Source organism: Acidimicrobiia bacterium, from assembly GCA_035471805.1.
GTDB lineage: Bacteria > Actinomycetota > Acidimicrobiia > Spongiisociales > JAHEDJ01 > JAHEDJ01.
The window spans coordinates 164,329-183,990 of sequence record DATIPS010000023.1 but is presented as its reverse complement, the minus strand read 5'-3'; the positions used below and the strand labels follow the sequence as shown (position 1 = coordinate 183,990).

General features: G+C 64.2%; 20 protein-coding genes and 1 tRNA gene. 16 read left to right on the top strand and 5 right to left on the bottom strand.

Annotation, left to right across the window (positions count from 1 at the left end):
• Positions 1 to 60: 60 nt before the first annotated feature.
• From gatC to VLT15_05555, 8 genes are all read left to right on the top strand, one after another.
• On the top strand, positions 61 to 351 hold the full coding sequence (gene gatC / locus VLT15_05590; GenBank protein HSR44690.1) for an Asp-tRNA(Asn)/Glu-tRNA(Gln) amidotransferase subunit GatC: 291 nt from the start codon (positions 61 to 63) through the stop codon (positions 349 to 351).
• Positions 348 to 1,811: an Asp-tRNA(Asn)/Glu-tRNA(Gln) amidotransferase subunit GatA gene (gene gatA / locus VLT15_05585; GenBank protein HSR44689.1), complete on the top strand. Its 1,464-nt coding sequence runs from the start codon at positions 348 to 350 to the stop codon at positions 1,809 to 1,811. The genes gatC and gatA overlap by 4 nt, the downstream gene beginning before the upstream one ends.
• Positions 1,808 to 3,256: an Asp-tRNA(Asn)/Glu-tRNA(Gln) amidotransferase subunit GatB gene (gene gatB / locus VLT15_05580; protein ID HSR44688.1), complete on the top strand. Its 1,449-nt coding sequence runs from the start codon at positions 1,808 to 1,810 to the stop codon at positions 3,254 to 3,256. Before gatA ends, gatB begins: the two co-directional genes overlap by 4 nt.
• Entirely contained in the window at positions 3,253 to 3,882 is a 630-nt protein-coding gene (locus VLT15_05575) for an HAD family phosphatase (GenBank protein HSR44687.1), read from the top strand. The genes gatB and VLT15_05575 overlap by 4 nt, the downstream gene beginning before the upstream one ends.
• A 160-nt stretch (positions 3,883 to 4,042) precedes the next feature.
• Positions 4,043 to 4,180: a hypothetical protein gene (locus tag VLT15_05570; protein ID HSR44686.1), complete on the top strand. Its 138-nt coding sequence runs from the start codon at positions 4,043 to 4,045 to the stop codon at positions 4,178 to 4,180.
• A gap of 9 nt (positions 4,181 to 4,189) precedes the next feature.
• Entirely contained in the window at positions 4,190 to 4,891 is a 702-nt protein-coding gene (locus tag VLT15_05565; GenBank protein ID HSR44685.1) for an ABC transporter permease, read from the top strand.
• A complete protein-coding gene (locus tag VLT15_05560; GenBank protein HSR44684.1) occupies positions 4,884 to 5,873 on the top strand; it encodes an ATP-binding cassette domain-containing protein in 990 nt (329 codons plus the stop codon). Before VLT15_05565 ends, VLT15_05560 begins: the two co-directional genes overlap by 8 nt.
• On the top strand, positions 5,870 to 6,646 hold the full coding sequence (locus VLT15_05555) for a substrate-binding domain-containing protein (protein HSR44683.1): 777 nt from the start codon (positions 5,870 to 5,872) through the stop codon (positions 6,644 to 6,646). The genes VLT15_05560 and VLT15_05555 overlap by 4 nt, the downstream gene beginning before the upstream one ends.
• A 59-nt stretch (positions 6,647 to 6,705) precedes the next feature.
• Here the strand turns inward: VLT15_05555 and VLT15_05550 are convergent, their stop codons facing one another.
• Genes VLT15_05550 through VLT15_05540 form a run of 3 tightly spaced genes read right to left on the bottom strand, consistent with a single transcriptional unit; the run spans position 6,706 to position 8,588 of the window.
• Positions 6,706 to 7,314: an NAD(P)H-dependent oxidoreductase gene (locus VLT15_05550; protein HSR44682.1), complete on the bottom strand. Its 609-nt coding sequence runs from the start codon at positions 7,312 to 7,314 to the stop codon at positions 6,706 to 6,708.
• A 35-nt stretch (positions 7,315 to 7,349) separates the two neighbouring features.
• Complete coding sequence (locus tag VLT15_05545) at positions 7,350 to 8,147, bottom strand: thioesterase family protein (GenBank protein HSR44681.1); 798 nt, start codon at positions 8,145 to 8,147, stop codon at positions 7,350 to 7,352.
• Positions 8,148 to 8,588: a universal stress protein gene (locus VLT15_05540; protein ID HSR44680.1), complete on the bottom strand. Its 441-nt coding sequence runs from the start codon at positions 8,586 to 8,588 to the stop codon at positions 8,148 to 8,150. It abuts the gene before it with no gap.
• Between the two features lie 109 nt (positions 8,589 to 8,697).
• Here VLT15_05540 and serA point away from each other — a divergent pair, with 109 nt between their 5' ends.
• Positions 8,698 to 10,284, top strand: coding sequence for a phosphoglycerate dehydrogenase (gene serA / locus VLT15_05535; GenBank protein ID HSR44679.1), 1,587 nt, complete (start codon positions 8,698 to 8,700; stop codon positions 10,282 to 10,284).
• Positions 10,285 to 10,315: 31 nt separating this feature from the next.
• Here the strand turns inward: serA and VLT15_05530 are convergent, their stop codons facing one another.
• The gene (locus tag VLT15_05530) at positions 10,316 to 10,762 is read right to left on the bottom strand and encodes a phosphatidylglycerophosphatase A (GenBank protein ID HSR44678.1); all 447 of its coding nucleotides are present in this window, start codon (positions 10,760 to 10,762) and stop codon (positions 10,316 to 10,318) included.
• Positions 10,763 to 10,947: 185 nt separating this feature from the next.
• On the opposite strand from VLT15_05530, the gene VLT15_05525 reads away from it, so the two are divergent.
• The 7 genes from VLT15_05525 to VLT15_05495 all read left to right on the top strand — a co-directional run bounded on the left by VLT15_05525 (position 10,948) and on the right by VLT15_05495 (position 17,257).
• A complete protein-coding gene (locus VLT15_05525) occupies positions 10,948 to 12,867 on the top strand; it encodes a S9 family peptidase (protein HSR44677.1) in 1,920 nt (639 codons plus the stop codon).
• An 18-nt stretch (positions 12,868 to 12,885) separates the two neighbouring features.
• Positions 12,886 to 13,800, top strand: a complete 915-nt coding sequence (locus tag VLT15_05520) for a branched-chain amino acid transaminase (GenBank protein ID HSR44676.1) — start codon at positions 12,886 to 12,888, stop codon at positions 13,798 to 13,800.
• 10 nt (positions 13,801 to 13,810) lie between these two features.
• Positions 13,811 to 14,308, top strand: coding sequence for a hypothetical protein (locus VLT15_05515; protein HSR44675.1), 498 nt, complete (start codon positions 13,811 to 13,813; stop codon positions 14,306 to 14,308).
• A complete protein-coding gene (locus VLT15_05510) occupies positions 14,308 to 14,853 on the top strand; it encodes a PaaI family thioesterase (GenBank protein ID HSR44674.1) in 546 nt (181 codons plus the stop codon). Before VLT15_05515 ends, VLT15_05510 begins: the two co-directional genes overlap by 1 nt.
• Positions 14,850 to 15,611 (top strand): fumarylacetoacetate hydrolase family protein, encoded by a 762-nt coding sequence (locus tag VLT15_05505; protein HSR44673.1) that lies wholly within the window; start codon positions 14,850 to 14,852, stop codon positions 15,609 to 15,611. The genes VLT15_05510 and VLT15_05505 overlap by 4 nt, the downstream gene beginning before the upstream one ends.
• Positions 15,608 to 17,044 carry a glutamate--tRNA ligase gene (gene gltX, locus VLT15_05500; protein ID HSR44672.1) on the top strand — a complete coding sequence of 479 codons (1,437 nt, stop codon included), beginning with the start codon at positions 15,608 to 15,610 and terminating at the stop codon, positions 17,042 to 17,044. The genes VLT15_05505 and gltX overlap by 4 nt, the downstream gene beginning before the upstream one ends.
• Positions 17,045 to 17,181: 137 nt before the next feature.
• Positions 17,182 to 17,257 (top strand) — tRNA-Glu (locus tag VLT15_05495).
• A 91-nt stretch (positions 17,258 to 17,348) separates the two neighbouring features.
• Here the strand turns inward: VLT15_05495 and VLT15_05490 are convergent.
• Complete coding sequence (locus VLT15_05490) at positions 17,349 to 19,655, bottom strand: NADP-dependent malic enzyme (protein HSR44671.1); 2,307 nt, start codon at positions 19,653 to 19,655, stop codon at positions 17,349 to 17,351.
• Between the last annotated feature and the right edge of the window lie 7 nt (positions 19,656 to 19,662).

Sequence of the window (19,662 nt, the reverse complement as noted above, 5' to 3'; positions counted from 1 at the left end):
AAAGCTAGCCGGGTGACCCGGAGCCTACGACCGTGCCGGCAACGCCCCTACACTCAGTGGATGCCCATCGATATTGACATAGCCCATGTTGCGCGGCTTGCCCGACTCGGGTTGAGCGACGAAGAGTTGTCCCACTACCAGGCCCAGCTTGCCGTGATCCTCGATCATGCCGCGCGCGTTCAGGAAATCGATACCCAAGGTGTCAAGCCGACCGCGCATCCCCTGTCGATGGTGAACGCCTTTCGGAGGGACGAAGTCCGGCCGTCCCTGGACCGGACCGAGGTCCTCGAGCAGGCCCCGGAGCACGAGGACGGCTACTTCCGGGTTCCGCCCCACCTGGAGACGCAATGAGCGAATACACGCTCTCAGGGGCCCGGACGGCCCTTCGCGACGGGTCGGTCTCGGCCCGCGAGTTGACCGATGCCGCACTGGACAGAGCAGCGAAGACCGAGGCCGAACTCCATGCCTTTCTGACGCTGGATCACGATGGTGCCCGCCGGGCGGCCGACGCCGCCGACGCAGAGTTCGCGGCGGGTCGCGATGCCGGGCCTCTGCAGGGCATTCCGGTAGCCGTCAAAGACAACATGGTGACCCGGGGCATCGAGACGACCGCTGCGTCACAAATTCTCGCAGGCTACGTCCCGCCCTACGATGCCACAGCCGTGGCGAGGCTCAAGGAACAGAACGCGGTGATCGTCGGCAAGACCAACATGGACGAGTTCGCGATGGGCTCATCCACCGAGAACTCCGCGTTCGGTTCGAGCCGCAACCCCTGGCACACCGATCGGGTTCCCGGAGGATCGTCGGGGGGTTCGGCAATCGCGGTGGCGGCCGGGTCTGCGATCGTCGGACTGGGATCCGACACAGGCGGCTCGATCCGGCAACCGGCGGCCCTGTGCGGTGTGGTCGGAATGAAGCCAACTTACGGCCTGGTGAGCCGGTACGGGCTGATCGCCTTTGCCTCATCACTCGATCAGATCGGTCCTTTCACCAGGACGGTGGAGGATTCTGTGACCGCGCTCGAGTCGTTGGCCGGCCACGATCCGCTGGATGCGACTTCCTATCGGGGTGACCTGCCGGACTTTCGGACGGGACTCGACGGTGGTGTGGGAGGGCTGCGAATCGGCGTCGTGCGCGAGTTGAGCGGTGAGGGTTTCGACGCGGATGTGGAGGCTGCCTTCCGCCGTACCGTCGATCTGTTGAGTGAGGCTGGTGCCGAGATAGTCGAGGTCTCGCTGCCGTCGATGGAGACTTCGCTGAGTGCCTACTACCTCATCGCCCCGGCCGAGTGCTCGGCCAACCTCGCCCGGTTCGACGGTGTCCGATACGGGTCGCGCCACGACGGCGCAACGGTCGAAGAGATGATGACGGCAACCAGGGCCGACGGGTTCGGTCAGGAGGTCATACGCCGGATTCTGCTCGGCACCTACGCGTTGTCGGCCGGCTACTACGACGCCTTCTACGGCCAGGCGCAGAAGGTCCGAACTCTGGTCATCCGTGACTTCGAGTCCGCCTACCGCCGGGTCGATGCTCTGGTGTCGCCGACCACCCCCACCACGGCTTTTGAGATCGGTTCCAAGACCCAGGACCCGCTCTCGATGTACTTGTCCGATGTCTGTACGATCCCATCCAACTTGGCCGGCGATCCTGCGATCTCGGTGCCGGTCGGTCGGGACGGGGACGGCTTGCCGATCGGATTCCAGATCATGGCGCCGGCCCTGGGCGAGGCCGTCATGTTCCGTGTTGCTCACACCGTGGAGCAGTTGGCCGGCTTCGAACATCGCCCCCCGATGCTGGAGGCATGGGCATGAGTTGGGAACCGGTGATCGGGATCGAGGTCCATGTCGAACTGAAGACCGACTCGAAGATGTTCTGCGGGTGTCGTGCCGATTTCGGCGCAGCCCCCAACACGAACATCTGCCCGGTTTGCCTGGCTTTGCCGGGAGCGCTGCCGGTCCCGAACGAGCAGGCAATCGAGTGGATCGTGCGGATCGGCCTCGCACTGAACTGCACGATTGCGCCGGAGAGCATCTTCCATCGGAAGAACTACTTCTACGCGGATCTGCCGAAGAACTACCAGATCTCGCAGTACGACCTCCCGGTTTGCACCGCAGGGTATCTCGACGTCGATCTGGACGGTGAGACGGCCCGGGTGGCGATCAACCGCGTGCACCAGGAAGAGGACACCGGCAAGAGCATCCACGTGGGTGGAGGGGGCCGCATTCACTCCGCCGAGGCGACTTTGCTCGACTTCAATCGAGCAGGGGTGCCGTTGGTCGAGATCGTCAGCGAACCCGATATCCACAGCCCTGCACAAGCTCGCGCCTATGCCCAGCAGCTGCGTTCTCTGGTGGAGAGCCTCGGCGTCTCCGATGCGAAGCTCGAGGAAGGCTCCATGAGGTTCGACGCCAACGTTTCGATCAAACCGGCCGGCGAAGAGGAGCTGGGAGCGAAGGTCGAGGTGAAGAACATGAACTCTTTCCGATCGCTCGAACGGGCTCTGGCCTATGAGATCGATCGCCAGACCGAAGTACTCGAATCCGGTCGGGAAGTTCCCCAGGAGACACGCCACTGGGATGAAGCGGCCGGGGTCACTCAGAGTATGCGTTCGAAGGAAGTTTCCTCGGACTACCGCTACTTCGCCGAGCCCGACCTGGTTCCAATCGTCATCTCGGAGGAGAGGCGCGAGCAGATACGCGCCACACTGCCCGAGCTGCCCCATCAGCGTATCGCCAGGTACATCGAGTCCGGGCTGGACTCGCACGCGGCGTCCGTGCTGGTGTCGGGGGAGATGGGATTGGGAGCCCTCTTCGAGGAAGCCGTCCACAACGGTGCCGATCCGAAACAGGTTGCCAACTGGTTGACCGGTGAAACGACCGCCTACCTGCGCAAACAGGAGACAACGATCGACCGGACTGCCCTGACCGCCGCTCACCTGGTGCAGATGACGGGAATGTTGACCGAGGGAAGGCTGTCGTCATCAGCCGCCAAGGAGGTACTGGCCGGTGTGCTCGAGGGCGATGGATCGCCGGAGGAAGTGGCGGCCGACAGAGACCTCATCCAGATGTCGGACACCGGTGCCATCGAGTCTGCGGTCGACGGCGTGCTGGCGTCGAATCCGGATGCTCTGGAGAAGCTGCGTGGAGGCGACATGAAGCCGTTCGGGTTCCTGGTGGGGCAAGTCATGCGCGCCACCGGGGGTAAAGCCGACCCGAAGGTCGTCAACGAGATCCTGCGAGAGCGGGCGGCCCGATGAGCCGCCCGATCATCTTCGACTGTGACGGCGTGCTGGTGGATTCCGAGGAGCTCGCCTGGTCGGCCTGGCGGGAGGCGCTCGCCCCGCACGGCATAGAGATACTCGATGAAGAGGTTGCTTTCCTTTCGGGCCGGACCGAACAGGACGCCTTCCGCCACTTCTCCGGGCGGGGCGACCTGCCTCCCTATGAGGAGTTCTGGCCGCTTCTGGCCGATCGTGTGCGCACGCTGTTCGAGCAGTACCTGGAGGCATTCGAGGATGCCGCAGACACGCTGGAGGTCCTCCACGCGCAGGGTCGCTCGATCGCGGTGGCATCGAGCAGTCCGAGGGAGCGACTCGATCTGTCGTTGCGGTCGACCGGATTGGACCGCTTCTTCGACGTTGTAGTCGCCGGTGATGAGGTGGTGAACGGCAAACCGGCGCCCGACATCTATCTGGCTGCCGCGGCCGGACTCGGTGTTGAGCCCGGCGAATGCGTGGCGGTGGAGGACGCTCCCGCCGGGATATCCGCCGGAAAGGCCGCCGGAATGAGGGTGGTAGCGGTGTTGCGGGGCGGGTACGCCCCCGACCAGTTGGGCGAGGCAGACCTGATCGTCCCCCGGCTCACCCCTGCCGCGCTCATGTAGGGTGCCGACAGGCGATGGGCACCGGGCCGTAGGCGGTGAGCCGAGTCGGGCATTGGTCGAGTGGCTCCCGGGTGGAGCCCCATGGGGCCTCGGCTGCTGCTGCCTGATGTCTCCTGCTTGCTTCTCGCGCTCTCGGCCCGGGTGGCGCTAACCTCCCCGCATGGAAAACCTCTCGCTGTACATCGGCATCGCGGCGGCTGCTCTCGTCGGGTGGTGGATCTTCAAGAAGCTCTTCAAGCTGGCGCTCTATGCCGGGATCGTCGGCGTCGCTGCCTGGTACTTCTATTTCCAGTCTTGATCGGATCGTATGGACTTCCTCTTTGAGGTCGTCGGCGACGCGCTGAGCTCGCTTGCCGGTTTCGGAGTCGAACTCCGGCGAGTAATCGGGCTGACCCTGATCGTGTCGCTGCTCGCGACGGCGATGGGTGTGACCATCGGTGTCCCGCTCGGCGCGTGGATCGGTTTGGGTCGGACCCGGGTTCGAACCGCGTGGTTGATCGCGGTGAATATCGGCATGGGCATGCCGCCGGTTGTGGCCGGCCTGGCACTGCTCTTGGTGATCTGGGATACCGGACCCCTGGGCGGACTCGATCTGCTGTTCACCCCCACTGCGATGGTGGCCGCGCAGACGCTGCTGGCAATTCCCATCGCGGCGGGCGTTACCGCCGGTGCGATAAAGGGACTCCCGCCGTCGGCTTCCGAGCAACTGGCTGCGCTGTCCCTGCCCGGGTGGCAGCGCGGGCGCGTCGTCCTCGTGGAGGTCTGGCCCGGCGTTCTGGCTGCCGTGGCCGCCGCCTTCGGCCGTGTCTCTTCCGAGGTGGGGGCAGTGCTGGTCGTCGGTGGCAATATTGTCGGAGAGACGCGAGTTCTCACGACTGCGATCGTCCAGGAGACCCGCCAGGCCAACTTCGGAGAAGCACTGGCTCTCGCCGCGGTATTGATCCTGCTGGCGGCCGTCGTCAACGGATTCCTCACCTGGATGCAGATCAGGGAGGCGCGCCGTGCATGAGAAGCTGGACCTCCGTTATCCGGCGGACGGCTCCGTTGTGTCAGTCGAGGGCCTCGAGGTGCGGCAGGGCGATCGATTGGTCGTCTTTGGACCCAATGGTTCGGGGAAGTCGACGCTGCTCCGGCTCATGGCCGGGACACTCCCCGGAGGTCCCGCCCTCGACTCGACCTACCTGCCGCAGCATCCGTATCTGTTTCGGGGAAGTGCCGGGTTCAACATGGGTTTGGGCCTGACGGCCGAAGAGGCAGTGCGGGCTCGCCATTTGGCCGATCGGATCGGCGTGGGCGACCTTCTTGGGTTCGAAGCTTCCTCGCTGAGCGGTGGCGAAGCGCAGCGCCTGACCATTGCCAGGGTCCTGGCGAGACGCCGGCCCTGGGTGTTGCTCGACGAGCCCCTGTCGGCGCAGGACGAGCGAGACCGATTTGAAGTTGCCGCTCTGATAATCGGCGAGATCGGCGACAGGGGGGCGGTGATCATCACCCACGATCGACAGGAAGCAGCCTTCCTCGGCAATCGGATGGCGGTGCTGGTCGGCGGGCGAGTGCTGCAGGAGGGACCGGTGGGCGAGGTGTTCTCGCTTCCGGCCGGCGACGAGGTCGCCGCAGCCGTCGGCATCGGCAACGTCATCGACGGCGAGGCCGTAGACACCGACGGCCCGTTGGCCTCACTGCGAGCAGGGGAAATGACCATCTGGGGGGTCGGCGACGTTGAGCCGGGACGAACCGCGCGGGCCGTGTTCGGGGCGGAAGCTGTGACCCTGTTCCGGGGCCGTGACGGAGCGGCGGGCAGTGCACGCAACCGGTGGATCGGCACGGTGACCGAGTTCCGTGATCTCGGCAGGTTGGTGGAGGTTGTCATCGACGCAGGCAGCCGGGTCGTCGCTCTGGTCACGCCCGGTTCACAAGAGGTGCTTCAGCTCGGGCCCGGGGCCGACGTCACTTTGACGGTGAAAGCGACCGCAGTGAGAGTCAATCTGAGATGAAGCGGTTTCTGGCGGCCCTGTTCCTGGTGCTGGCGGCCTGTTCCGGCGGCGGGGATGAGCGCGTGATAGTCGCCGCCGGGACCACTCTGGTCGACAGCGGCCTGCTCGATGCAGCCGCAAGAATCTTCGAAACCCAGCATCCCGACATCGACCTGAGTGTTGTCGGGGAGGCTACCGCCCAGGTCCTCGAACTGGGGAGGCGCGGCGCCGCTGATGTGATGATCGTCCATGCCCCGGAACTGGAAGCGGAGTTCGTCGAAGATGGTCTGGCGGCTCGCTACGAGCTGGTTCTGTCCAGTACGTTCGTGTTGGTCGGCCCGCCGGGTGAGGCTCCTTTCGGAGCCGCCTCGGACGTGCTCGGTGCTCTGGCCGCAAGTGGGTCTCCGTTCGTGAGTCGCGCCGATGGAAGCGGAACCTACGAGGTGGAGCGCCTTCTGTGGGCGGCGGCCGGTATCGAGCCGGACGGACAACCTTGGTATCTCGAAACCGGGCAGGGGATGGGCCTGACTCTGCAGGTCGCCGACCAGCGGAAGGCGTACACGCTGAGCGAGTTGGGGACGTTCCTGGCAGCCTCGGGTTCCCTCTCCCTCGAACCGGTCGAGGTCAGCGACCTCCCGCAGAATCCGTATCACCTCATCGTGGTGGCGACCTCGCCGGTACGGGCGGCGGGCGAGCTGTTTCTCGACTGGCTACTCGGGCCGGACGGCCGGGAAGCAATCAGACGGGTGAACCTCGAGCTCTTCGATCGTGTCGTCTACGAGCCCGCCGGTTGATCGAGCCTCCCCCAATCGCCCGGCAACCGACGTCGATCCCTGGGCGAGAACGGACGGGCTCAAGTCCCGGCGCCGGGGTTGCTGGGTGCTTCCTCCCAGGCACGAAGGAACGCGGCTGCTTCTGGGGAATTGTGCAGAGCTGCGAAGCGGGCGACCTGAACTCCAATATCACGAAGGCGTTCGAGGTGGCGAGTACGGGTCGGAGAATCGGCGGCGAGGGCGGTCGAAGCATCCGGAACGGCGGCCTGCTGGGGGATCACCCACGCGTGAAGTGCCCGGCCGATCGCACGCAGACCCTGGAGGGCATGGGACGCTCCCGTCGAGCCGCCCGACACACCGACCAGTCCGACGATCTTGCCTTCGAACTCGTCGAATCCCATCAGGTCGATGGCGTTCTTCAAGAGGCCGCTGTATCCGCCGTGATATTCGGGGGTGCCGATGATCAGCCCATGTGCCGTTCCCACATCCGCGCGGAGGCGGACAACATCGGGCGGAGAGTTCGTGTCGTCTTCGTTGCAGAACGGGAGATCGTATTCACGCAGGTCCACGAGCCGGGTTTCCGCCCCCGACTCCGCAGCTCCCTCCAGAGCGGCCATTACTGCAACTCGAGTCTTGCTGTCCTCCCGCAGGCTCCCGACGATTCCGGCAATGATGATTTCCCGAGGCACGCCGGCACACTAATAGCGCGCGGGCGGCGGCCGGCTCAGCTCCTCGGGAGTATGCGCGCCAGTTGTCGGCTCAACGCGACCAGGTTTCCCTCTGAATCCCAGATTTCGCCGTCTTCCTCGACATGACTCTCGACCAGGAAGCGGGAGACGAACCATGCACGCAGCCAACCAGGTGCCGGCTTCGCACGAAAGTGGATCGTTAGTTCGATTGTAGGGACCCAGCCATACCGATCGAGGTTGAGAACAGTAGGGGGGAAGGCATCGGCGAACAGGGCAAGCGAAAGGAGGTCGGGCGGGCGTCCATCTGCGAAACGAATCCATCCTCCGATCTCGGGACGCCCCACGGGTTCGCCGACTGCTCCGCCGGCAACGCTCGGCTCGAGCCGGGCGTCCAGGCGGTTGTGAAGCTCGAGTGCTGCCGGGCCGTCTTCGTTTCGAACGCAGGCGTCCGGAGGCGGCATGGGAGGAGGTGCCGCGGTCACGAAGGTGGGTCCCTCCGAAGCATCGAGGTCTCCGAAAGTGGCCAGCATTCTGAGTCTCTCGCGACCATCCTGGAGCAATCGTGCGGAGGCGGTCGACAGGGTCCGGCCGCGCCTCAGGACTTCTACCTCGACGGTGGCCGGCGCTCCCGAACCGACGCGCCCGAGGTAATGGCTCGTGACCGTCAGCGGATCGGGATGAGGCAGCTCCCGGCCGACCGCCGCCAGAGCGAGCGCAGAGAGATAGCCGCCGTTGGGGATGGTTCCAATGTTCCACCCGGGCGAAATAACGGCCGACCAGGCGCCGTCGCCCAGCGACGTCACCGCCGTATCGCGATCGAACTCGAACGTCACCTAGGGGACCACTACCACAGGACAGTTGGAGTAATGGACGAGTCGGTCGGCAACGGATCCCATGACGAAGCGCTCTATCAACCCGGCGCCGCGCCGGCCGATGACGAGCAGGTCGGCGTCCACCTCGTCGCAGAAGTGCACGATTGCTCCGGCCGGATCGCCCAGTTCCTCGCTCACCTGGTAGTCGATACCCTGGAGGTCGACTTCGGCGATGGTGCGGTCGAGAACCTCTTTCTGTGCTTCGACCAACGATTCCGACAATGCTCTGGCGGGCGGTGGCGCTCCACCGATGCCCCACCAGCCCTCAGGTGGGCGCACCACTGTGATGATGTGCAGCTTGGATCCGTTGCGTCTGGCGATTTCTGCTGCCAGGCGGGTGGCTTCGATGCTGCGGTCCGAACCATCGACCGCGGCTACGATCACATTCGGTGCCCAGACCATCTTCGACCTCCTATCTACCTCTATCACTCTACGTCGTGCCGGCCTCGATCGGCGGGTTTGGTATGCGTCGCACTGCGGGGCAAGAATGTCCGTGCAGGAGGTGGAGCCCATGCGGCCCAAAGTTGTGATTGCCGAGACCATCTCGCAGACCGGAATCGATGCTCTCGGTGAGCACTGTGACGTGCACGTGGCGGCCGGGGTTTCCCGGGCCGACTTGCTGGAGAGCGTGGCAGACGCCAACGGTTTGATAGTCAGGTCGGAAACGAATGTCGATGCCGAGTTGATTCGAGCTGCTCCGATCCTCCGTGTGGTGGGCCGAGCCGGGGTGGGGGTCGACAACATCGATCTGCGAGCTGCGACGGCCGCCGGAATCCTGGTGGTGAACGCTCCTCAGGCCAACATAATCAGCGCCGCAGAGCACACGATGGCACTGCTGCTCGCCCAGGCTCGCAACGTGGCGCCGGCAGATGCCAGCATGCGGGCGGGCCGCTGGGATCGGGAGAAGTACCAGGGCATCGAACTGCACGGCAAGATACTCGGTGTGGTCGGTCTCGGCCGGATCGGGTCGCTTGTTGCCCAACGGGCACTGTCGTTCGGTATGCGCATCATCGCCTTCGATCCGTATGTTTCGTCGGAACGCGGTCGCCGGCTCGGCGTCGAAGTCGCCGGGCACCTGGACGATTTGTTGGCGGAGGCCGACTTCATCACCGTCCATCTTCCGCTGAACAAGCAGACCCTCGGGCTGATCGGGAGCGAGAGCATCGCCAAGATGAAAGACGGTGTGCGAATCATCAACACCTCGCGCGGTGGCATCGTCGACGAGCAGGCCCTGGTGGACGCCGTGCTGTCCGGCAAGGTGGCGGGCGCCGGTCTGGACGTGTTCCACCGGGAACCTCTGGCCGACAGCCCTTTGCGGGACGTCCCCGAGATCGTCCTGACTCCCCATCTGGGGGCGTCGACGGTCGAAGCGCAGGACAAAGCAGGGGTAGATGTGGCGGATGCGGTAGGCGCCGCCTTGCGGGGCGAACTCGTCCTCTCCGCCGTCAACGTGGATCTCGGTCGGAACGTGGCGGACGAGACCCGCGAGTTTCTCGGTGTCGCCGAGTACCTGGGGGCGATCTTCTGTCGGGTTGCCCACGGTCTTCCCGACCGCCTGGTGGTGCGAACCGAGGGCCGGATCGCAGGGTTCCCGATCAGGCCGTTGCGGATGTCGGCGCTGAAAGGTGCGTTCAACGTCATCAGCTCGGCACCCGTCTCGTTCGTGAACGTCGAATCCCTGGCTGCCGAGAGCGGCCTGGCAGTGGAGGAAGAGGCATCGACGGAATCCGATGAGTTCGTTTCGTTGCTGCGCCTCTCAGGTGTCGTTGCCGGCCGGGCGGTGTCGATCGCGGGGACGATGGGGCGAAAAGGTCCGCACCTGGTATCGATCTTCGGACACGACGTCGAGCTGCTGATGTCTCGCCACATGTTGCTGATCCGCAACTCGGACGTGCCGGGCGTGATCGGACGGGTCGGTACCTATCTGGGCGACATTCACGTAAACATCGCCAACATGGCAGTCGGCCAGTCACCCGAGACGGGTAGCGCGGCGATGATGGGCCTCAGCCTCGACAAGGCACTCGATGAAGAGCAGATGGCTGGGCTCAGAGCGCTCGAAGGTGTCGAAGAGGCGCAGCAGGTGGAACTCCCCATCTAGCGACGCATGTAGCCGCCGGTCGTTCCACTTGCTACGCGAGTATCTGGAAGGCCCATCCCGCAGCCAGCCCGTAGAGGCCGGCGACCAGGTCGTCCGCCGTGACCCCCCAGCCGCCGTGGAATCGCTCCGCTACACCGACGCCGGGGGTTTGCTTGAAGATGTCGGCGATGCGAAAGACGACGAAGGCGACGGCCGCGGACCAACCGATCAGCCCGATGGTGGCAAGGAACATGCCTGCGGCTTCGTCCACGACCACCCAGGCCGGATCGCCCTCTTCGGTGAAATGGCCGGCAGCCCAGACCGACACTGCCGCCACGGTGACCGCAGCCAGCGCCTGGACCCACCATCCCATCAGACCGAGACCGACGGACATCACCAGCGCCAATGCGGCGCCGACGGTGCCGGATCCTGTGTCGGAACCACGCATTGCCCGCAATAGCAGACCGGATCCGAACCATGAGGCGATTAGTCGTGGCATGGGCGGGAGGCTAATCGCCATCAGTCGGCGGCCTGGGACCGTGTGCGCGCATCGCCCCGCCAAGTGCAATCAATCGGTCCGGCTGCGGCCGGGCAAAGCTGCAGACCGGCAGCGCCGGACTACACAGATCGGCTCCGCCCCCGCCTGCCACTAGATTCCCGGATGCAGAAACTCGAAAGGACATCATGCAGGCTTCTGATCTCGCCCGGCTCGCCGTTCCTTCGGACCCGCAAATCAGTCCGGACGGCACTCGGGTTGCGTTCGTGGTGTCCCGCCCCTCTTTCGAGCAGGATCGCTACAACCGATCGATCTGGATCTGGGATGGAGAATCGGCCCGACCGTTCACGCACGGTCCCTCCGATTCCAATCCGCGCTGGTCTCCCGACGGTGAGTACCTGGCGTTTCTGCGCGGCGGAGAGACCGCTGAACAGCGACCACAGGCGGCAGTCATGCCGGCCGGGGGCGGCGAGGGCAGGACACTCACCGAAATTCCTCTGGGATGTGAGGAGTTGGAGTGGTCCCCCGATGGTTCCGCACTTGCGGTAGTCGGGGTCACGTATGTCGGTGAGTGGGCAGATCTGAGCGACGAAGAGCGCGCCCGCAAGCCTCGCCGGCTGACCGATGTGCCGTTTCGATTCGACAACATGGGTTGGACACACGATCGCAGACGGCACGTCTGGTTGGTCGGTGCCGATGGAGACACCGGGCCACGCTGTTTGACCGAGGGCGAGCATGATGAACGGTTCATTGCCTGGCGGCCCGATGGCTCTGCCGTCGCCTTCTACACCGATAGATCTCCGCGCCGAGCGTTCGAGGACGGCTCCGACCTGTTCGAGGTCGATGTCAAGACCGGAGAGCTGAGGAGAATCGCCGATCGAGGTTCTTGGGCCTTTCCGACCTTCAGGCCGGACGGAAGGCTCCATGCAGTCGGTGATCCGGTTCCCGGCAGCTGGCCGCACTTGATCTCCGTCTGGAGATTCGATTCCGAACCCGTGGATCTGACCGGTCACCTCGACCGTAACGTCTACTCGATGACTCTCGGCGTGGCCCCGCGCGGCCCTCAATGGCACGGCACCTCGTTCTTCTCGGTAATCGAGGACGCCGGGCGTGTCGGTGTCGTCAGAGTCCATGAAAATGGGGCGGTCGACCATCTCGTCGACGGCGACCGAGCGGTCAAGGGCTTGACCGTCGACGGCTCCGGTCGGCGCCTCGCCATGATCATCAGCAGCCCAACCGATCCGGGTGAGGTCTATCTCTGGGAAGACGGCGAGGAGCGTTGCCTGACCGACCTGAACGCCGAGTTCCGTGCGCTGGTGCCGATGGTCGACCCCGAGCACTTCCAGGTCGTCTCCGGTGGTATCGAAGTAGATGCATGGGCCTACGTGCCGCCGGGGGAGGAGCGCGTCCCGGTGCTCCTGAACATCCACGGCGGTCCCGCCAGCCAGTACGGATGGGGTTTCTTCGACGAGTTTCAGGTGTATGCAGGCGCCGGGTACGCGGTTGTTGCCTGCAACCCACGAGGATCCACGGGTCGCGGCCTCGATCATGTCAGGGCCGTTGTGGGAGACGGGTGGGGGGTTGTCGATGTGGAGGACGTCACCAGCACGATCGAGGAGGCCCTCCGCAGGTACCCGCGCCTCGACCCGGAGCGGATCGGTGTGATGGGGGGTTCCTACGGCGGGTTTCTCACCGCCTGGTTGATCGCCAGGGACCATCGTTACGCCTCCGCAGTGGTGGAGCGAGCGCTGCTCTCGTTCACATCGTTCGCAGGGACGTCCGATATCGGTGCCACGTTCCCGAAGTCCTACGCGGGAGTCGATCTCGTCGAGGATCCCGACATTCTCTGGCAGAAGAGCCCGCTGGCGGTTGCAGACCAGATCCAGACTCCGACACTCATCCTCCACTCCGAGAACGACTTCCGCTGTCCGATCGAGCAGGCGGAGCAGCTTTTCATGATCCTGAAACGCCAGGAAGTCGAAACCGAGTTCCTTCGCTTCCCCGGTGAGGGCCACGAGTTGTCCCGCTCCGGCAAGCCGAAACACCGGCAGGAGAGATTCGATGCGATCCTCGACTGGCACGGGCGCAAACTGACCTCCGCCGGATAGACCTGCGAAGATAGGCCGATGGAGAAATCGCGGTTCATATGGATGGACGGGGAGATGGTGGCTTGGGATGACGCGCAAGTGCATGCGCTCAGTCACGGACTCCACTACGGCACCGGGGTGTTTGAAGGGATCCGCGCCTACGAGACGGCCGGCGGCCCCGGTGTGTTCCGCCTGACCGAGCACATGGAACGGCTTCATCGGTCGGCGGGCGCCTACGGCATTCCACTCCAATGGTCGGTTGGACAACTGGTCGAGGCGACAAGGGAGTTGGTGGGGGTCAACGCTCTTCCCTCGGCATACATAAGGCCGCTGGTGTCGCTCGGAACGGGTTCGCTGAGCCTGGATCCGAGGACCTGTTCCACGGTTACGGTCATCGCCGCCTGGCAGTGGGGTGCGTACCTCGGCGACGAAGGGGTCAAGAACGGTATCACCGTGGGTGTTTCCTCCTGGAGGCGCTTCTCCGAGTCCACGCTGATCGCAAACGCCAAGGGAACGGGCGGATACTTGAACTCGGTGCAGGCGAAGCTCGAAGCTCTGCGCGCCGGTTTCGACGAGGCGATCATGTTGAACACCGACGGACTCGTTGCCGAGGGCAGCGGTGAGAACCTGTTCCTGGTTCGCGACGGCGCCGTCCTGACTCCGCCTGTGACGGCAGGGATTCTGGACGGGATCACCAGGCGTTCGATTATGCGACTTCTTTCAGATGACGGCATCGAAGTCAAGGAAGCCTCGCTATCGCGTAGCGACCTCTACTACGCAGACGAGATGTTCTTGACCGGGACCGCCGCAGAGGTGACTCCCATCCGGTCGGTCGACCATCGACAAGTCGGGAACGGGCACCCGGGCCCGATCACTCTGCGCGCCCAGGACTTGTTCCGGCAGGCGGTTACCGGCAAACTCGACGCGTACCTGAACTGGCTTGATTTCGTCTAGGAGACCACAAATGGGTCAACAGCCCAATATCGAACTCGACGCCGACCGTTCTCCCCGGCCCTCGCCCGAACCCGGTGCCGCCCGCGGATGGAGACCGAACCGGCCCGGAGAGATCACCTCGCCGGACGACATGCCGACCGGAGGCGTTTTCGGCAATCCCAGCCCCGATACGGGGTGGGTGGTCAAACTCGTCGAGCAGGCTGATTTCGATCGTTCGTCGAACGCGCTGAACAGCGTGGTAGCCACGATCGCCTCCGTCCGCGCTTCGGTGTTCGGGCGCGGTCCCGTTCCGGATGACGTTGAGGCCGCGCTGATCGTTCTCGGATTGCGTACCGAAGGAATGCCCGCCGAAACACAGGAGCTTCTGGCCCGTCGGCGGTCGACCTGGCTCGGCAAGGTTCCTCATGAAGTCGTGCCGGGCCGGTCGGTCCTCGACGATATCGACCGGGAGTTCTTGCATCGGTCCCTCGACGAGATACGCCGTGGAATAGTCGAACAAGCCGCCTGATGGAACCGTATCGTTACATCACGGGGACCGTGCTCCCCGTGCCCGATCGCGAGGCGCTCCTGCAAGTTCCGACCATGCATCTTCCCTGGTGCTTCGGTTGCGGCCCCGACAACCGCGAAGGGCTCGGCTTGCGCCCCCGGTTCGTCGATGATCGCGTAGAGGCCGAGATCCGGTTCGCTCCCCGATTTCAGGGAGGACCGGGTCTGGTTCACGGCGGTGCGGTCTCCGCTTTCTTTGACGATCTGATGGGATTTGTCATGATGGCGCATCAGCGGCCGGCCGTGACGGCCAGGCTGGAGACTAATTTCCTCAGGCCGATCCCCCTCGGCGTCACGTTGCGCGGGCAAGCCTGGTTGTCGGATCAGGAGGGCCGCAAGATGTGGGCAGAGGCGGTCGGTGAGGACGAACAAGGCAAACGCTATGTAGAAGCGAAGGCGCTGTTCTTGCCGGTGATGGCGGAGCACTTCGCGGACACGATGAAATACATGGACCCGGGGCACGCTGCCAAGCTCTCCAGGTACGAGAGAGACGAGTACTACCCATGAGAATCGTACGTGTGCGAAACGACGAGGGCATCGTCTACGGGGCAGTCGAACCCGAAGGCATCCGTTTGTACAGGGGTTCTCCGCTGTTCGAGTGGGAGTCGACGGAGGTCGTTGCGCCCTTCGACTCGGTTCAACTCCTCGCGCCGGTCTTTCCGACGAAGGTGGTTGCGGTCGGCAGGAACTATGCCGACCACGCCGCCGAAATGGGATCCGGCATCCCCGATGCACCGATTCTCTTTCTGAAACCTGCGACATCTGTCATCGGCCCCGGAGCGCCGATCGTCATCCCGCCGGACTCGAAGGAAGTCCATCACGAGGCAGAAGTGGCCGTGGTCATCGGCAGCGTGGCGCGGAACATAGCTGCCGAGGATGCCGCCTCCGTCATTCTCGGGTACACGGCGGCCAACGACGTGACGGCGCGTGACATCCAGCGTGCGGACGGCCAATGGACCAGGGGCAAGGGTTACGACACGTTCTGCCCGCTCGGGCCGGCCATCGAGACCGAATTCGATCCGCTCGAGGGTGCCGAAGTCATCTGTCGCGTCAACGGTGAAATCAGGCAATCCGGGCCGACGACCGACATGGTTTTCGGGGTCGCGGAGCTGATCGAGTATGTATCGAGGGTCATGACGCTGCTGCCGGGTGATGTGATTCTCACCGGGACGCCGTCGGGGGTGGGACCGATCGTCGATGGAGATGTGGTTGAGGTCGAAGTCGAGTCGATCGGGGTGCTCACCAATCCGGTGGTGAGAGCATGACCGTCCGAGTTCGGATTGCTCCCTCGCCGACGGGGTTCCTGCACGTCGGCAACGTCCGTTCGGCCCTGTTCAACTGGCTGTTCGCTCGCCATCACAACGGCAAGTTCTTGCTGCGAATCGATGACACAGACGTCGATAGGAGCGAGCAGCAATACGAGGACGACATCAAGACCGGATTGCGGTGGCTGGGCCTCGATTGGGACGAAGGTGTTGACGCTGGAGGACCGCACGGCAGCTACCGCCAGTCGGATCGGTTCGATCGGTATCGCGCAGTAGTCGATGACTTGATCGGTGCCGGCCACGCCTACTACGACGACCGTCCGCCCGAACTCCTCGACGAACTCCGCAACAAGGCGCAGAAAGAAGGCAAACACCCCAACGTCTACATTCGTCGTCCCGAATCCGAAGCCACCTCAGGTGTTGTTCGCTTCTCGGTTCCACAGAACGCACCGATCCAGTTCCTGGACCTGGTGCGCGACGAAATGCGTTTCGAGGCGGGGGTCGTCGATGACTTCGTGATCCTTCGGTCGAACGGCACTCCGACCTACCACCTCGCGTCCGTCGTCGATGATGTCGACTACGAGATCAGCCATGTGATCAGGGGAGAAGACCTCCTCTCTTCGACCCCGAAACACATTCTCCTGACCCGGGCGATGGGCGCCGATCCGGCTACGTATGCACATCTGCCGCTGCTTTTCGGACCGGACGGGAAGAAACTGTCGAAACGTCATGGTGACACGTCTCTCAAGGCTTATCGTGCCGGCGGTTACCTGCCCGAGGCGATGTTCAACTACCTGAGCCTCCTCGGGTGGTCGTACGACTCCGAGACCACGATCTTTTCCGTGAGCCAGGCGGTCGAGCGGTTCGATCTCGACGGAGTGTCCAAGAATCCGGCGGTCTTCGATGTCGACAAGCTGCAATGGATGAACGGCGAGTACATCCGCGCCATTCCGGCCGAGGATTTCGCGCAGCGAGCCAGGCCGCTGGTCGAAGCCGAGCTCGGACACCCGCCCAGCGAGAGCGAATGGTCGCTGTTTCGCGAGATGTCGCCGCTCCTCCAGGAACGAGTTAGGCTCATCACCGAGGTAGGGGAGATGAGCCGGTTCCTGTTCGTCGATGATGTCGACTTCGATGAGCAGTCGTGGTCAAAGGTGATGAGCGGTGAGACATCCGCATTGGCGCTGTCGGCTGCGATCCGGCACTTGACGGACCTCGGAGATTGGACGGTTGCGGCTATCGAGGCGGCCTTGCGTGCAGTTCTGGAAGAGACCGAACTCAATCCTCGCAAGGGCTGGCAGCCTCTGCGGGTGGCCGTCACCGGGTCGCAAGTGTCGCCCCCGCTGTTTGAGTCTATGGCGGCACTGGGCAGGGGGAGCACGCTGCGCCGCCTCTCGCGTGCATTGAGTCTCCTGGGGGAAGAACCGGAGATGTAGGCGCAGGGCTCGACCGATTGCGGAAACTGGAGAGGCTCCGATGTCGCTCGCGGCTCCGGCTCCCGTCTTTCCGGGGGAAGAGCCGTCCACCCCGATTTCGAGCCGCGCTTCTTCGCCTAAGATCTAGCCGCACACCCGGCCCCGTCGTCCAGCGGCCTAGGACGCTGGCCTTTCAAGCCGGTAACGCGGGTTCGAATCCCGTCGGGGCTGCCAGAACGAGGCCCCCACCAACGTGGGGGCCTCGTCGTACTGCCGGGTCGCCGGTCTGACCGGCCGCGGCCGGTTGTGTGAGACCGGTTGCCGCTCAGAAACTCCTTTCTATCTCCGCGGCCAAAGCAGAGTTGCGGCTCTTGCGCTGAGCATCGAGCACCGCGATTGCGGTGAGGTTGACGATGTCGCCCACCTCGGCATCGCGTTGTACCACGTGCACCGATTTCGAGACGCCGGTGAGGATGGGTCCGATCACCTGGGCATCGGCAAGATGGTGGAGCAGTTGATACGCGGCGTTGGCGGCGGCCAGATCCGGGAAGACGAGCACGTTGGCCGGGCCACCGAGCTTGTTGAACGGGTGCCTGCGCGCCAGGAGGTCTGCCCTGACCGCAGTGTCCGCATGCATCTCGCCGTCGAGCGGCAGGTCCGGTGCTTTCTCGTTGCAGATGCGCACCGCCTTCCGGACTCGTTCGGGCTCCTCTCCGCCCGCACTACCGAAGTTCGAGTAGCTGACCATCGCAACCCGGGGCGAAACATCGAAATCGTGGAGGGCGGTGGCGGCCGCCGACAAAGCGATCTCGGCGAGTTGCTCGGCCGTCGGGTGGATGTTCACGGCGCAATCCGCGAAGAAGTACGGCCTGCCTTTGATCATGACGATGTAGAGCGCGCTGACGATGCTGCGGCCGTGTTCCAGCGGCAGCACCTGGAGCGCCGGGCGGAGCGTGTCCGCGTAGTAGGTAGTCAGACCCCCGAGCATCGCGTCGGAATCGTCCATCTTGAGCATCATCGCCGCGAAGAGGTTGGGCTCGAAGATCGCTTTGGTAGCGTCGTCCAGCGCCATGCCCTTCCGTTGTCGTGTTTCGAAGAGGCGCTGCGCGTAACGGGCGCGGTGCTCATCCGCGCTGCGCGGGTCGAGCAAGTCGATCCCTTCGAGCGGAATCTCCAACTCGGCGGCGGTTTTCTCGATGGCAACCAGGTTCCCCAGGATCGTGGGTGTGGCTATGCCGTCATCGGCGACCCGGCGGGCCGCCCGAATGATGCGAGGGTCGGCACCCTGGGGGTAGACGACTCGCATCGCGCGTTCTTTCGCCTTGACCGTGATCGTTTGCATCAGGCCGTAGGTGGATTGGAACTTGGAACGCAACTCCTCGGCGTACTGTTCCATGTCTTCGCACGGCGCCTTGGCGAGTCCTTCCTCACAGGCAGTTGCAGCCACCGCCGGCGCCACATACCAGAGAACGCGCGGGTCGAACGGTTTGGGAATGATGTAGTCCGGACCGAACGTGAGGTGATCGAGGCTGTACGCCTTGAGGACGACCTCGCTCACCGGTTCTCTGGCCAGGTCGGCCAAGGCATGCGCGGCGGCGACCTTCATCTTCTCCGATACCCCCGAGGCGCGTACGTCGAGCGCCCCGCGAAAGATGAACGGGAATCCGAGCACGTTGTTGACCTGATTCGGGAAGTCGCTTCGTCCGGTCGCGACGATGGCATCCGGCCGTGCTTCCCTGGCCGCGTCGTAGGTGATTTCCGGGTTCGGGTTGGCCAGGGCGAAGATGATCGGCTGGTCGGCCATCGACCGCACCATGTCTTGTGTCACGGCATCTGCGACCGACACTCCGACGAAGGTGTCTGCACCTGCCAGGGCATCCGCCAAGGTCCGCTTGTCGGTGACCTGGGCGAACTCGGCCTTCTCTTTGGTGGGTTTCTCGTCGCGGCCCTGGTATACGACCCCCCGCGAGTCGCACAGGAGTATGTTCTCGTGTTTGACGCCGAGTTCCTTGAAGAATCGAGCACAGGCGATTCCGGCCGCGCCGGCCCCGTTGAAAACGACCGTGGTCTCCTCGATCGAGCGTCCGGTGATGTCGAGGGCGTTGAGGAACCCGGCTCCGGCGATGATCGCCGTGCCGTGCTGGTCATCATGGAACACCGGGATGTCGAGGCGCTCACGCAGGGTCTCTTCGATGTAGAAGCACTCGGGGGCCTTGATGTCTTCGAGGTTGATACCTCCGACCGTCGGTTCGAGCATCTCGCAGAATCGCACGATGTCGTCGGGATCCTCGGCCGCGATCTCCAGGTCGAACACGTCGATGTCGGCGAATCGCTTGAACAGGACGCCCTTGCCTTCCATCACCGGCTTGCCGGCCAGCGGGCCGATGTTCCCGAGACCCAGTACGGCCGACCCGTTGCTGACGACGGCCACCAGGTTGCCTTTGTTCGTGTACTCGAACGCGTTGGCCGGGTCCTCATGGATCGCCAGGCAGGGCTCCGCTACGCCCGGGGTATAGGCGAGGCTCAGGTCGGCTTGAGTGGCCGTTGGTTTCGTCGGGCGGACTTCGATCTTGCCCGGCCGGCCCCGTGAGTGGTAGTCGAGGGCTTCGCTGAATCCTTTACCGTCGCTCATTCTGCAC

Bases quoted from the DNA above. Each gene is read 5' to 3' on its own strand.
- VLT15_05565 (HSR44685.1), top strand. From the start codon at position 4,190: ATGGACTTCCTCTTTGAGGTCGTCGGCGACGCGCTGAGCTCGCTTGCC.
- VLT15_05525 (HSR44677.1), top strand. From the start codon at position 10,948: ATGCAGGCTTCTGATCTCGCCCGGCTCGCCGTTCCTTCGGACCCGCAA.
- VLT15_05490 (HSR44671.1), bottom strand. From the start codon at position 19,655: ATGAGCGACGGTAAAGGATTCAGCGAAGCCCTCGACTACCACTCACGG.
- VLT15_05570 (HSR44686.1), top strand. From the start codon at position 4,043: ATGGAAAACCTCTCGCTGTACATCGGCATCGCGGCGGCTGCTCTCGTC.
- gatA (HSR44689.1), top strand. From the start codon at position 348: ATGAGCGAATACACGCTCTCAGGGGCCCGGACGGCCCTTCGCGACGGG.
- VLT15_05505 (HSR44673.1), top strand. From the start codon at position 14,850: ATGAGAATCGTACGTGTGCGAAACGACGAGGGCATCGTCTACGGGGCA.
- VLT15_05530 (HSR44678.1), bottom strand. From the start codon at position 10,762: ATGCCACGACTAATCGCCTCATGGTTCGGATCCGGTCTGCTATTGCGG.
- VLT15_05520 (HSR44676.1), top strand. From the start codon at position 12,886: ATGGAGAAATCGCGGTTCATATGGATGGACGGGGAGATGGTGGCTTGG.
- VLT15_05510 (HSR44674.1), top strand. From the start codon at position 14,308: ATGGAACCGTATCGTTACATCACGGGGACCGTGCTCCCCGTGCCCGAT.
- gatC (HSR44690.1), top strand. From the start codon at position 61: ATGCCCATCGATATTGACATAGCCCATGTTGCGCGGCTTGCCCGACTC.
- VLT15_05555 (HSR44683.1), top strand. From the start codon at position 5,870: ATGAAGCGGTTTCTGGCGGCCCTGTTCCTGGTGCTGGCGGCCTGTTCC.
- VLT15_05540 (HSR44680.1), bottom strand. From the start codon at position 8,588: ATGGTCTGGGCACCGAATGTGATCGTAGCCGCGGTCGATGGTTCGGAC.
- gatB (HSR44688.1), top strand. From the start codon at position 1,808: ATGAGTTGGGAACCGGTGATCGGGATCGAGGTCCATGTCGAACTGAAG.
- VLT15_05575 (HSR44687.1), top strand. From the start codon at position 3,253: ATGAGCCGCCCGATCATCTTCGACTGTGACGGCGTGCTGGTGGATTCC.
- gltX (HSR44672.1), top strand. From the start codon at position 15,608: ATGACCGTCCGAGTTCGGATTGCTCCCTCGCCGACGGGGTTCCTGCAC.
- VLT15_05515 (HSR44675.1), top strand. From the start codon at position 13,811: ATGGGTCAACAGCCCAATATCGAACTCGACGCCGACCGTTCTCCCCGG.
- serA (HSR44679.1), top strand. From the start codon at position 8,698: ATGCGGCCCAAAGTTGTGATTGCCGAGACCATCTCGCAGACCGGAATC.